At 41.2% G+C, this 12,138-nt stretch carries 8 protein-coding genes, 8 tRNA genes and 1 rRNA gene; 14 read left to right on the top strand and 3 right to left on the bottom strand.

All coding sequences use genetic code 11. The annotated features are described in order from the left end of the window. Positions 1 to 7: 7 nt before the first annotated feature. Both cysK and AOG26_RS19735 read right to left on the bottom strand, forming a co-directional pair. Positions 8 to 976, bottom strand: coding sequence for a cysteine synthase A (cysK, locus tag AOG26_RS19740; protein WP_054564019.1), 969 nt, complete (start codon positions 974 to 976; stop codon positions 8 to 10). A 198-nt stretch (positions 977 to 1,174) separates the two neighbouring features. Then, positions 1,175 to 3,508 carry a carbohydrate binding family 9 domain-containing protein gene (locus AOG26_RS19735; protein ID WP_152967000.1) on the bottom strand — a complete coding sequence of 778 codons (2,334 nt, stop codon included), beginning with the start codon at positions 3,506 to 3,508 and terminating at the stop codon, positions 1,175 to 1,177. 215 nt (positions 3,509 to 3,723) lie between these two features. On the opposite strand from AOG26_RS19735, the gene AOG26_RS19730 reads away from it, so the two are divergent. From AOG26_RS19730 to AOG26_RS19670, 13 genes are all read left to right on the top strand, one after another. Beyond that, on the top strand, positions 3,724 to 4,875 hold the full coding sequence (locus tag AOG26_RS19730) for a dicarboxylate/amino acid:cation symporter (protein WP_054553767.1): 1,152 nt from the start codon (positions 3,724 to 3,726) through the stop codon (positions 4,873 to 4,875). A gap of 108 nt (positions 4,876 to 4,983) precedes the next feature. After that, complete coding sequence (gene uvrY / locus AOG26_RS19725) at positions 4,984 to 5,634, top strand: UvrY/SirA/GacA family response regulator transcription factor (RefSeq protein WP_054564041.1); 651 nt, start codon at positions 4,984 to 4,986, stop codon at positions 5,632 to 5,634. A gap of 8 nt (positions 5,635 to 5,642) precedes the next feature. Next, a complete protein-coding gene (uvrC, locus tag AOG26_RS19720; protein WP_054564018.1) occupies positions 5,643 to 7,466 on the top strand; it encodes an excinuclease ABC subunit UvrC in 1,824 nt (607 codons plus the stop codon). A gap of 42 nt (positions 7,467 to 7,508) precedes the next feature. Next, the gene (gene pgsA / locus AOG26_RS19715; protein WP_054564017.1) at positions 7,509 to 8,054 is read left to right on the top strand and encodes a CDP-diacylglycerol--glycerol-3-phosphate 3-phosphatidyltransferase; all 546 of its coding nucleotides are present in this window, start codon (positions 7,509 to 7,511) and stop codon (positions 8,052 to 8,054) included. Between the two features lie 139 nt (positions 8,055 to 8,193). Continuing rightward, positions 8,194 to 8,269: transfer RNA gene (locus AOG26_RS19710), tRNA-Gly, on the top strand. 12 nt (positions 8,270 to 8,281) lie between these two features. Beyond that, positions 8,282 to 8,355 (top strand) — tRNA-Cys (locus tag AOG26_RS19705). 34 nt (positions 8,356 to 8,389) lie between these two features. Continuing rightward, positions 8,390 to 8,476, top strand: a tRNA-Leu gene (locus tag AOG26_RS19700). 59 nt (positions 8,477 to 8,535) lie between these two features. Then, positions 8,536 to 8,611: transfer RNA gene (locus AOG26_RS19695), tRNA-Gly, on the top strand. Positions 8,612 to 8,650: 39 nt separating this feature from the next. Next, positions 8,651 to 8,737, top strand: a tRNA-Leu gene (locus AOG26_RS19690). A gap of 197 nt (positions 8,738 to 8,934) precedes the next feature. After that, positions 8,935 to 9,010, top strand: a tRNA-Gly gene (locus AOG26_RS19685). An 18-nt stretch (positions 9,011 to 9,028) separates the two neighbouring features. Further along, positions 9,029 to 9,102: transfer RNA gene (locus tag AOG26_RS19680), tRNA-Cys, on the top strand. Between the two features lie 35 nt (positions 9,103 to 9,137). Beyond that, positions 9,138 to 9,224, top strand: a tRNA-Leu gene (locus AOG26_RS19675). 159 nt (positions 9,225 to 9,383) lie between these two features. Then, positions 9,384 to 9,830, top strand: coding sequence for a hypothetical protein (locus AOG26_RS19670; protein ID WP_054564016.1), 447 nt, complete (start codon positions 9,384 to 9,386; stop codon positions 9,828 to 9,830). Between the two features lie 17 nt (positions 9,831 to 9,847). Here AOG26_RS19670 and AOG26_RS19665 read toward each other — a convergent pair whose 3' ends face one another. Next, entirely contained in the window at positions 9,848 to 11,266 is a 1,419-nt protein-coding gene (locus AOG26_RS19665; RefSeq protein WP_054564015.1) for an alanine/glycine:cation symporter family protein, read from the bottom strand. Positions 11,267 to 11,906: 640 nt separating this feature from the next. On the opposite strand from AOG26_RS19665, the gene AOG26_RS19660 reads away from it, so the two are divergent. After that, positions 11,907 to 12,138: ribosomal RNA gene (locus AOG26_RS19660) — 16S ribosomal RNA — on the top strand; the annotation flags it as partial.

Raw genomic sequence — 12,138 nt, 5'->3', positions numbered from 1 at the left:
TTAGTGGTTACTGAACTAGCTCTTTATCGCTGAACTCTTCAGCAAATAATGGGCTAGATAAGTAACGCTCAGTCGCACTTGGTAAAATTACCACAATGTTCTTGTCTGCGTTCTCAGGTTTTTCAGCAAGGCGTTTTGCCGCAACTACTGCTGCACCAGAAGAAATACCCACTAAAATACCTTCGTTTTTCATCAGTTCATGAGCCATAGCAATCGCATCTTCATTTGATACTTGCTCTGCAGCGTCTACAACTTCTAAATCAAGGTTGCCAGGAATGAAGCCTGCACCGATACCTTGGATTTTATGAGGGCCCGGTTTAACTTCTTCACCAGCTAATGTTTGGCTAATAACTGGAGAGTTAGTTGGTTCAACAGCAACCGATTGTACATTTAAACCTTTTTCTAGTTTAAGGTAACGGCTAACACCCGTAATAGTACCACCAGTACCAACACCTGCTACGAAGATATCAATTTTACCGTCCATTGCTTCATAGATTTCAGGGCCCGTTGTTTCAAAGTGAATTTTCGGGTTAGCTGGGTTTTCGAACTGTTGTAAAAGAATGTATTTTTCAGGCTCACCGGCTTGAATTTCTTTTGCTTTTTCAATCGCGCCATTCATACCCTTAGCGCCATCAGTCAATACTAGGTTAGCACCTAAGGCTTTTAATAATTTACGACGCTCTAAGCTCATTGTGTTAGGCATAGTAAGGGTTAGCTTATAGCCACGAGAAGCTGCTACGAACGCAAGTGCGATACCTGTGTTACCTGAAGTCGGCTCGATTAACTCTTTTTCTTTGGTTAATACACCTGACTTTTCTGCTTCCCAGATCATTGAAGCGCCAATACGGCATTTAACACTGAAGCTTGGGTTACGTGATTCAACTTTAGCAAAAACATTACCTGAGGTTACGCGGTTAAGCTTTACAATTGGTGTATTACCAATCGTTAATGAATTATCTTCAAAAATGTTAGACATAGTGTTCCCTTGGAAGCAATTTATTCAATCGTTGATCAACTAGCTTAGGCCAGCTATCTGTAATAGTCACACTTTACTGTGGTGAATAAAAAACGAAAGTAAAGTTTGGCTATAACATATAGCGAATAGGCTTATAGCATTTAGGAATAAGCAAACAAAGAAAGGGGAGGGCGCACCAAAAGGTGCGCTAATAGGCTCTTAGAGTAACCAAGCGTAGCTAAACTTGGCAAATAACGTACGCTGCTCTTTAGTAATTGATGATAGCTCATCATCTTGGTAGCCATTATCAGAGTAGCCAGCAAAGAATACCGTTTGCGGGTTCAGCTTGTAAGAATACAACAGCTGAGTGGCTAGGTTTTTATATTGGCTATCTACATCATCAATGTAATTAGCCTGATTGCGTTCTAAATCGGTATAAATGACTGCAAGGCGTAAAAAGCTATTCACGTTGAATTGGTAAGTAAAACGTACATCACTTAAGTTGGCGGTAAATACTTCACTGCCATCGGCTTCAAGCTGTTCATAAGTATGACGTAAACGCACTTCAAAATGCTTACCAAGGTTCATATTCAGCATAGGGCGTATATGGAACTTATCACCCACGCGGTTATTCGCTAAATCAACGGCATTACCTGTGTACATATATAAAGAAGCAAATACCCCTGCTTTTGGTTTAAAGTCACTGTAAAAACCAACGCCATTTTCGCTAAACAAGTCTGTGTTGCCGTCAATATCTAAACGTGATTTATCGTGGCGAAGACCAGTGCGGTTACGGTGCTCAACAGAGACCTCAAAAAAGCTCTGTAACGGGCCGCTGACTGAAAAACTAGTTTGTGCTTCTTTTTCAAGAAGTTCGTTATTTTCGTTATGGGTAATATCCCAATCGGCGTAAAGGTTAGCGCGATTCCACCAATTGCCTTTATCGCCATACCAGCGGTATTCGCCACCAGTCGTAAACTTTTTAAAATCAACTTGTGAGATAAAGCCCAAGTCAGCTCTTAAATCAGCATCACGATAATTATAATCAGCGAAGGCACGCCAGTACTTCTCGTCGTGTTGATACTTTAGGTAGTAGCCAGTACCCGATTGCTGTTCTTTACTTAAAACACGAAGTACGCCTTCGTTATAGTCGCAGTCACTATTTAATTCACAAATTACTTGCTCGGGTTGTAAGCAGTTATCACCATCACATAACTCATCGATAAAATCTTGGCTGTATTGCGTTTGTGATTTTAATACTTGCACTAAGAAAACATCGTTCACTGTTGGTTTGTATTTACTATCAATACTGTAAACCGTGTTTTTATAATCATCACTTTGTCTGTGTGTTGCCGTTGAACCGAGTGATAACCCAGATTCAAAATCGTATCGATAACGCAGGGCACCGTTTTCACTTTTCTCGTCAAGGGCGACAAGAGATGAGCCTAAATTGCCCGGGATCAGCACATTGGTTTGCGTATCATTGGCAATGAAGCCGGCAAATGTATGGCCATTTTTGCTGCCGGTGATTTTCGTGCCGTAATCTGGCTGGGCAATATTACGGGTATGAATGAGGTTAAGTGTTGAGGCAAAGTAGTCAGCGTTATCTAAAAAGAAGGCACGCTTTTCTGGGAAGAATAAACTGAAATTATTGTTCACACTCAATTGTGCTACATCCGCTTCAACCTGAGAAAAATCAGGATTAATCGTCGCATTTAAGGTGATATCTGGGGTGATCCCCCATTTAACATCGAGGCTGGCTTCAGTGTTGTTCTCTGACTCCCAGTCATCAACTTGTGCGCCATCAATTTCACGAGTCTCATTTTTGCCAAGCACCACAGATGGAATAATCGCCACGTTATTGCCTTGCTTTGCTTGTTCAAAGCCTTGGTAACTTGGCATTTGGCAAATCCAACAGTTGTTACCATGGTCAATTTGCATATTTGAGATACGTAATCGTTCACTGCGCGGTAAAAAGCGTAAAAACTCCATCGCCATAGTCTTACTTGCTACGCTGTCGTCAAAATTCAATACGCGTAATGGAATGGCAACTTCAACTGTGTAGCCTTTATCATGAATAACACCGACGCTATCCCAAATACCGTCCCATGATGAGCTTTCATGTTTAGTCAGTTCGTTTTCTATTGAATCTTGTTGTACGCCAAGTGGGTTAATAAAAAATTGATAAGCTAATTGAGAATTATTGTATGAATCAATTTTTAGCCCGACTAGGTCATCATCCCAGGCTGCGTCACGGTCACGGTAAAAAGCACGAATAAGTTCTGGGTTTGGGTCATTTGCTTCAAAGCCAATAAAAAGTGTTTCGCCATCTTCATAAACATAAGCGTGGGTGGTAACTGGGCTTTTACTGTTTTCGTAAGGCCAAGTAACGTTGTCTATGGTAATTTTTTTGGCACGTTGCCAACTTGGCTCATTGAGCTGGCCGTCAATTGTTGCCTGCTCTGCAATAAAAGGAAGGGTGACAGGTTGGCTGGTGGCCAAGCTGGTAAAAGGCACGCTTAATAGAGCGGCACTTAACATTGATTTATACATAAGCACTATACGGGTATTCAAAACTGCGAGCATGTTATTAATTTGCAACTTTGTTAACAAATGCAACGCGACAGGGCGCATATATTTACGTTCAAATTAGATTCTAACAAGCTGTGGTGGTAATTTGCGCAGTTAAACGTTAATTTGGCTGTTTTATAACAAAAGTAAACTAAAACGTGGTAAAAGATTACCACCTAAAAATTGAAGTGATCGTTATGAATTTAATTCTAAAATTAATTGCTGGTATTGTTGCCGGTATTTTAGTGGGCTTATATGTGCCACTAACAGGTGTTGAACTCCTTTACACAGTAAAAGAAATAATAGGTCAGTTGATCACCTTTACCATCCCGTTAATTATTTTATTTTTTATCGCATCAGGTATTGCTGGTTTACCAAAAGGGTCAGGCCACTTGTTAGGAAAAACTGTTGGCTTTGCATATGGTTCAACCGTTATTGCTGGAACCTTAGCTTTTTTACTTGTCAGCGCTATGATCCCATTGTTTGATGGCGGTTTAACGTTTGAAGCAGAAGTTGCGACCGAAGTGGGCAGCTTTATTGATCTAGAAATTCCACCTCTTATGAGTGTAATGACAGCACTTGCTGCGGCATTCATTTTTGGTATTGGTATGAGCCAGTTACAGCTTGATACGTTAAAGAAAGTATCTGATCAGGGCCGTGATGTGATTGATGGCTTATTAGCAAAAGTAATTATTCCTGCGTTACCTTTCTACATTGCCGGTGTTTTCGCGGAAATGACAGTTGCTGGCACCGTGGTTGATACGCTGCAAACATTTGGTATTGTTTTGCTAGCTGCATTAATTATGCATTGGCTATGGCTTACTGTTTTATATGTATCTACAGGCCTTTTACTAAAGCGTAATCCTTTAGAGCTTGTAAAAAATATGCTACCCGCTTATTTTACTGCTTTAGGTACAATGTCGAGTGCAGCAACAATTCCAGTTTCACTTCGCTCAAGCAAAGCAAATAACGTAAAAGAAGATGTTGCTAACTTTACAGTACCTTTATGTGCAACTATCCATTTATCAGGCTCAACAATTACGATTGTGACATGTGCAATGGCTGTTATGTTCTTATCACCGAATATGGATGTACCATCGTTATTTGGTATGTTGCCATTTATTATGATGCTAGGCGTTGTAATGATTGCTGCTCCTGGCGCACCAGGTGGGGCAGTTATGTCGGCATTGGGTCTTTTAACAAGTATGCTTGGTTTTAATGAAGGTGCAGTTGCATTAATGATTGCACTTTATTTAGCACAAGATAGCTTTGGTACTGCCTGTAATGTAACAGGTGATGGTATCATTGCCCTATGGGTTGATCGTTTCAGCGAGAAAGCATCAGCTTAAAATTAATTAGTGAAACGATATTTTGATTTATCGTTTCACTTTTTCTGTGCTAATGTGGCACATTAAACTGTGCGAAAGCAGCTATTTGGGTTATTTGAGGGTGTTCCATTGATTAATGTACTTTTAGTTGATGACCATGAACTTGTACGGACAGGGATCAGACGTATACTTGATGATGTTCGTGGTTTTAAAGTGGTGGGTGAAGCTAAAACCGGTGAAGAAGCGGTGCAATTTTGCCGTCAACATTCACCTGATATCGTGTTGATGGACATGAATATGCCAGGTATTGGCGGTTTAGAAGCGACAAAAAAAATCTGTCGTTATTGCCCTGATGTAAAAATTATTGTGCTTACTGTGCATTGTGAAGATCCATTTCCAAGCAAAGTAATGCAAATCGGTGCTCACGGTTATCTAACAAAAGGTGCCGGCTCTGATGAAATGGTTAACGCTATTCGTGCGGTTAATGCAGGGCAACGTTATATTGCGCCTGAAATTGCACAACAAATTGCCCTTGCTCAGGTAAGCGGTCGCACAGATGAAAACCCATTCCAGAGTTTGTCTGAGCGTGAGCTGCAAATCATGCTGATGATCACTAAAGGTGAGAAAGCGCAAGATATTGCGGATCGCTTGAACCTAAGCTCAAAAACAGTGAATAGCTATCGCTATCGCATGTTTGAAAAGCTAAATGTAGGGGGGGATGTTGAACTTACCCATTTAGCAATTCGTCATAAAATGATCGACATTGATAGCTCGCATTAATTTGCTCAATGTCTGATTTCGAACCAGCCCGTTTTCTAAAAACACTATCAAGTGAGCCCGGTGTCTACCGAATGCTTGATAGTGAAGGGCAAGTTATCTATGTTGGTAAGGCTAAAAATCTAAAAAAGCGCGTAAGTAGTTACTTCCGTAGCAATGTGACTGATAGCAAAACGCGTGTATTAGTAAGTAATATTTGCGGTATTGAAGTCACCCTGACCAACACTGAAACCGAAGCCTTATTACTCGAAAACAACCTAATTAAAAAATATCAGCCTCGTTACAATATTTTGCTGCGAGATGATAAGTCATATCCGTATATTCTTTTAACTGATCATAAGCACCCGCGACTTGCTTTTCATCGTGGTAGCCGAAAAATTAAAGGCGAATATTTTGGCCCATTCCCAAGTGCGGGAGCGGTATCTGAAAGTTTGCGTTTAATGCAAAAAATCTTTCCGGTTCGCCAATGTGAAGATGCTTATTACCGAGCTAGAAGCCGTCCATGTTTACAATATCAGTTAAAACGCTGCTCAGCGCCGTGTGTGAATAAAATCTCCGATGAAGAATATCAACAAGAAGTTGATTTTGTTCGCAAGTTTTTGTTGGGCAAATCTCATGAAGTCATTGCCGATTTAGTTACTAAAATGGAGCAAGCAAGTAAAGAACTTAAATTTGAGCTTGCGGCCAAAGTGCGTGACCAAATCATGTTGCTTCGAAAAATGCAGGAGCAACAATCTATTTCAGGTAACCATGCCGAAATGGATGTGGTGGGTTTTGCTCATTTAAACGGTTTAAATGCGGTTCACTTATTAATGATCCGCGACCACAAAGTGCTAGGCAGTAAAACTTATTTTCCTAAAGTGCCAAAAGACTCAGGTGAAGAAGAAATTCTAACTTCTTTTTTAGGCCAATATTATCTAGCTCCCGGTGCAACAGGGCGTATTGCTAAAGAAATTATATTACCGTTTAATATTGAAGAAAGTGAGCCATTAAGCGAAGCGCTTACGGCAATCTCTGCACGTAAAGTGAGTTTAAAAGTTGCTAATCGCGGTGAGCGGGCACAGTATTTAAAGCTTGCTAATAAAAATGCACTTAACAGCATTAGTGTTAAGCAAAGCACGCAGGATTCAATCAACAAACGCTACGCACAATTAAAAGAAACATTACGCCTAGATGATATTAATCGCATGGAATGTTTTGATATCAGCCATACAATGGGTGAAAACACGGTAGCAAGTTGTGTGGTGTTTGATTCGCAAGGGCCTAATAATAAAGAATATCGTCGATTTAATGTTACCGGCATCACCGGTGGTGATGATTATGCTGCGATGGAATTCGCACTTAATAAACGCTACAACAAAGTGGTCGATGAAGACAAAATTCCAGATGTCATCTTTATCGATGGTGGTAAAGGTCAATTATCTCGTGCTGAGCAATATTTTGAAAACTGGCCGCATAATAAAATACCATTGCTGGTGGGTGTTGCAAAAGGTACCAGTCGGAAACCAGGTTTAGAAACGCTATTAATTGATGGCGGACGTAAAACAATACCACTTGATTCAGATGCACCAGCGCTGCATTTAATTCAGCATATTCGTGATGAGTCGCACCGTTTTGCCATTGCAGGGCATCGTAATAAACGACAAAAACAACGTACACAATCATTGTTAGAAGAGATTACCGGTGTAGGACAAAAGCGCCGACAAGCATTATTAAAATATTTAGGGGGCATGCAAGGGGTAAAAGCTGCTAATATAGACCAATTAAAACAAGTTCCTGGGATCAGCCCTGAAATGGCTGAAAAGATATTTAATCATTTGCATGACAAGGCGTAGCCTTCGTGCGAATATAGTAAAAAAAGACATCTCCAAGTAGTTATGTGGAATATTCCAAACACACTCACAACCTTTAGACTTTTTCTTATCCCCATTTTTTTGGTGATATTTTATTTGCCTTTCTCATGGGCGTTTTTCGCAGCTGCGTTTGTTTTCTGGCTTGCGTCAATCACAGATATCCTTGATGGCTATCTAGCGCGTCGTTTAAATCAGTCAACGCCTTTCGGTGCGTTCTTAGATCCGGTTGCCGACAAAGTAATGGTGTGTGCAGCACTGGTTGCTTTATCAAGCCACTACCAAAGTTTGTATATGACTATTCCAGCATTAGTTATTATTAGCCGTGAAATTGTTATCTCTGCTTTACGCGAATGGATGGCAGAGCAGGGTAAACGTGACAACGTAGCTGTATCAAACATGGGTAAGTTTAAAACTGCAGCACAGATGCTAGCCATTATTGGTTTGATCTGGCAGTTTGATACATGGATGATCTACTTAAGTTATGGCCTTTTGTACGTCGCAACATTCTTAACGCTTAGTTCTATGTTGCAGTATTTAATAGCGGCATGGTCAGAATTGACCAAAAATTGATCCTAAACGTTTAATTACACACCGTTTTAGATAAAAAATAAGCAAACAGTTCAAAACTAGCATTTTTTATATTGACGCGTTTAATAATCTCTGTAGAATGCGTCCGTGTTGAGAGGGCATAGCCCCCAAGATAAAGAAAGCGGCACTAGCTCAGTTGGTAGAGCGCAACCTTGCCAAGGTTGAGGTCACGAGTTCGAGCCTCGTGTGCCGCTCCAATTATCTAATTTGGCGGAATGGCAGAGTGGCCATGCAGCGGATTGCAAATCCGTCTACCTCGGTTCGACTCCGGGTTCCGCCTCCATTCAACACTCCACGCGCTCTATGAGCAACCCGATGCCCGGGTGGTGGAATTGGTAGACACAAGGGATTTAAAATCCCTCGCTGGTAACAGCGTGCCGGTTCAAGTCCGGCCCCGGGCACCATTTGTGGTTAACTACAATACCAAATGTAGTTATAAAAATAATATTAGAGTTAATATGATGCGGCACTAGCTCAGTTGGTAGAGCGCAACCTTGCCAAGGTTGAGGTCACGAGTTCGAGCCTCGTGTGCCGCTCCATATTAGCTTTATCCACTTGCTTTAAATAGCAAACCCGATGCCCGGGTGGTGGAATTGGTAGACACAAGGGATTTAAAATCCCTCGCTGGTAACAGCGTGCCGGTTCAAGTCCGGCCCCGGGCACCATTTTTAGTGGTAACTAATTAAAAATTTGCGGCACTAGTTCAGTTGCCAGAACGTTATCATCGCAACCTCAAGGTTGTGTACCAACGGTAAAAATACTGACAGAATTAAATTTGCGGCACTAGTTCAGTTGCCAGAACGTTATCATCGCAACCTCAAGGTTGTGCACCAACGGTCAAAATACTGACAGAAATAAATTTGCGGCACTAGCTCAGTTGGTAGAGCGCAACCTTGCCAAGGTTGAGGTCACGAGTTCGAGCCTCGTGTGCCGCTCCAATTATTTGGAAGCGATAAGGCGGAATGGCAGAGTGGCCATGCAGCGGATTGCAAATCCGTCTACCTCGGTTCGACTCCGGGTTCCGCCTCCATATAATACTCCACATGCTCTTACGAGCGGCCCGATGCCCGGGTGGTGGAATTGGTAGACACAAGGGATTTAAAATCCCTCGCTGGTAACAGCGTGCCGGTTCAAGTCCGGCCCCGGGCACCATTTACATAAAATACCTCTTCTCTATTTCATTTATATTTCTTTTTATAATCTCATCAAATTATTTTTTTATTGCCAAAATAGCTTTATAGTTTCCTTAGTCTTTTTAAAACAGCTAACGCGTTTCAAGTTTTAATCAATAAATAGGATCAAGGAAAGATAATGGAGCAATTTAAACGTGGCTTAAATCAGTTTTGGGTAGGCGCCGTATTTGGGCTTTGTCTAGCGATCTCATTAGTACTCATTCCTGTTGCGATTATTATGTCGAACATTAACGATGTACTGAAAATTCATGAGGTGAGCGTGCTTGTCGATAAAGTATCGACTGTCTTCGATAAATCAGAACAAGCCATTAGTAATGCCAAAGCAGCGCTAACCGATTTTGATAATGACGTGCTGATGGATATGCTCACTGCTGTGCAATCTTATCAGCAACAATCGCAGCCATTACTAACCGCAGAACAAAAACAAGCATTAAAAGCGCAAATTAAAGCTCAGCTTGTTACTGAGCTTGAGTCCAAACTTAACGAGCAACAAATTACATTCATATTGTCTGTTTTTGAAAAGTTAGCAAATACAAAAAAGGGAGCACAAACGCTCCCTAAATAAGAATTTACTTAACTAGATTATTTACGCCATGCGCCTTTAGGAATGGTTTGATCTAGCTTTTTGTTTTGCGAAGGATCAAAAGTAGGTAATTTACCTGCCTTACGTTGTGTGTTGTAATCCTTCGCGAGCCAAATAACGACGCCCGATAACATAAATAAAGCGATGACGTTAACAATAGCCATTAAACCCATCGAAACATCGGCAAGGGTCCATACGAGTGGCAATTCCCCAAGCGCACCAAACATCACCATACCAAGTACCAATAATCGGAATATCAACATACCCGAAGCATGGTTATGCTCTAAGAACAATAAATTGGTTTCGGCATAAGAATAATTAGCAACTATCGAGGTAAATGCAAAAAACAAAATTGCAATCGCAACAAATATCGCACCCCAACTACCAACGTGTTCTTCAAGGGCAGCTTGTGTTAACGCAATGCCAGTTACACCTGAATTAGGTATAAGCTGTTGTGATAATAAAATAAGGGCTGCAGTTGCAGTACATATAATAATTGTATCTACAAATACGCCGAGCATTTGTACATAACCTTGTGAGGCAGGGTGCGGTGGGTTAGGTGTTGCCGTTGCAGCAGCATTTGCAGCGCTACCCATACCAGCTTCATTAGAGAATAGGCCACGTTTAATACCCTGGATCATAGCCTGCATTACACCATAACCTATTGCACCCGCACCCGCTTGCTCGATACCAAAGGCACTATTAATAACATGCATAAATACGTCAGGTAATAAATCGTAGTTCATGGCACACACATAAAGTGCAACTAACAAATAAGCCAGCGCCATAAATGGCACAACCATTTCTGCAAAACGTGAAATAGTTTTTAAGCCACCAAAAATAATAATGCCTGACCCTAATACTAAGCCGATACCTACAACATAGTTTGGAATACCAAACGCAACATTAAATGCAGCAGCAATAGAGTTTGATTGAACAGCATTAAATACCAAGCCAAAAGCAAGAATAAGGCAAAGAGAAAAGATCACACCCATCCAACGTTTGCCCAAACCATATTCCATATAATAAGCAGGGCCACCGCGAAAGTTGCCATCTTCATCGACGGTTTTATATGCCTGAGCAAGAGTACTCTCGGCAAAACTTGTCGCCATACCTATTAAAGCAATAAGCCACATCCAGAAAATTGCCCCGGCACCGCCTAAATAAAGTGCAACGGCAACACCTGCCATATTACCCGTACCTACTCGCGCAGCTAAAGAAGTACAAAATGCTTGGAATGAAGAAATGCCATCGCCAGAACCTTGGCGGCTCTGAAACATTACTTTGATCATATGTGGGAATTGAGTGAATTGAATAAAACCGAGTCGAAGAGTGAAAAATAGCCCCGCAGCTATTAAAAGGTAAACCAGAATGTGACCCCAAAGGAGACCACTTATACTATTTATAATGTCTGTCATTTTTCTTGCCTTGTGAGCGAGTGGAAAATCTGCGGCGCAAGTTACCATAACAAGCGAGGAGAGTTTAGTTATTCTGCTAAAAAACATCAGTTATCCACAGGTGTTTGTGGGTAACGTGTTTGCATTTGGTGGGTATCTGAATGATTTGAAAATAATCAAAAAAACCTTCAAAAAGTACTTGCGTTAATTCCTCGCATCCCTATAATGCGCATCCACTGACACGGCGGGCAGCAATGAAAAGCGCTGAACGCTGAACAAAGTGACAGAGAGTTAAGTAAAACTTCGGTTTAAAACGGTCTAAAAAGAAAGTTTAAAATTAAGTGTTGACTCGAAAAATTAAGGATGTATTATACGCATCCCTAGCGACAACGTCGCAACGTTCTTTAATAATATAAAGCAATCATCTGTGTGGGCACTCGTACAGATTGAGTTCTAACAGCAGATTCTAGTTCGCTAGATGACGCAAACAAATTTAGAGTCTCAATTGAACTGAGTGACCATATGTTATTAAAAGATTCAGCATTGAGCTGTTTTGATTTTACTTTTTCAAAAGTGAAAATAATAACGCACAGTCAATTCGATTCGAAAGAATCAAAATTCAGAATTCATTGAGCACGAAACTTCGGTTTCAAAAAACTTTTAATTGAAGAGTTTGATCATGGCTCAGATTGAACGCTGGCGGCAGGCCTAACACATGCAAGTCGAGCGGAAACGAAGAGGTGCTTGCACCTCTGGCGTCGAGCGGCGGACGGGTGAGTAATGCTTGGGAATATGCCTTATGGTGGGGGACAACAGTTGGAAACGACTGCTAATACCGCATGATGTCTACGGACCAAAGTGGGGGACCTTCGGGCCTCACGCCATAAGATTAG

Source organism: Pseudoalteromonas sp. UCD-33C, assembly GCF_001306895.1.
Classification (GTDB): Bacteria; Pseudomonadota; Gammaproteobacteria; order Enterobacterales; family Alteromonadaceae; genus Pseudoalteromonas.
Note: the sequence above shows the minus strand (reverse complement) of the source record. Positions and strands in the feature narration are given on the sequence as shown.

What these genes read in the sequence shown, in the direction of transcription:
- pgsA (WP_054564017.1), top strand. Translation starts at nt 7,509, where the DNA reads ATGTGGAATATTCCAAACACACTCACAACCTTTAGACTTTTTCTTATC.
- AOG26_RS19670 (WP_054564016.1), top strand. Translation starts at nt 9,384, where the DNA reads ATGGAGCAATTTAAACGTGGCTTAAATCAGTTTTGGGTAGGCGCCGTA.
- uvrC (WP_054564018.1), top strand. Translation starts at nt 5,643, where the DNA reads ATGTCTGATTTCGAACCAGCCCGTTTTCTAAAAACACTATCAAGTGAG.
- AOG26_RS19730 (WP_054553767.1), top strand. Translation starts at nt 3,724, where the DNA reads ATGAATTTAATTCTAAAATTAATTGCTGGTATTGTTGCCGGTATTTTA.
- AOG26_RS19735 (WP_152967000.1), bottom strand. Translation starts at nt 3,508, where the DNA reads ATGTATAAATCAATGTTAAGTGCCGCTCTATTAAGCGTGCCTTTTACC.
- cysK (WP_054564019.1), bottom strand. Translation starts at nt 976, where the DNA reads ATGTCTAACATTTTTGAAGATAATTCATTAACGATTGGTAATACACCA.
- AOG26_RS19665 (WP_054564015.1), bottom strand. Translation starts at nt 11,266, where the DNA reads ATGACAGACATTATAAATAGTATAAGTGGTCTCCTTTGGGGTCACATT.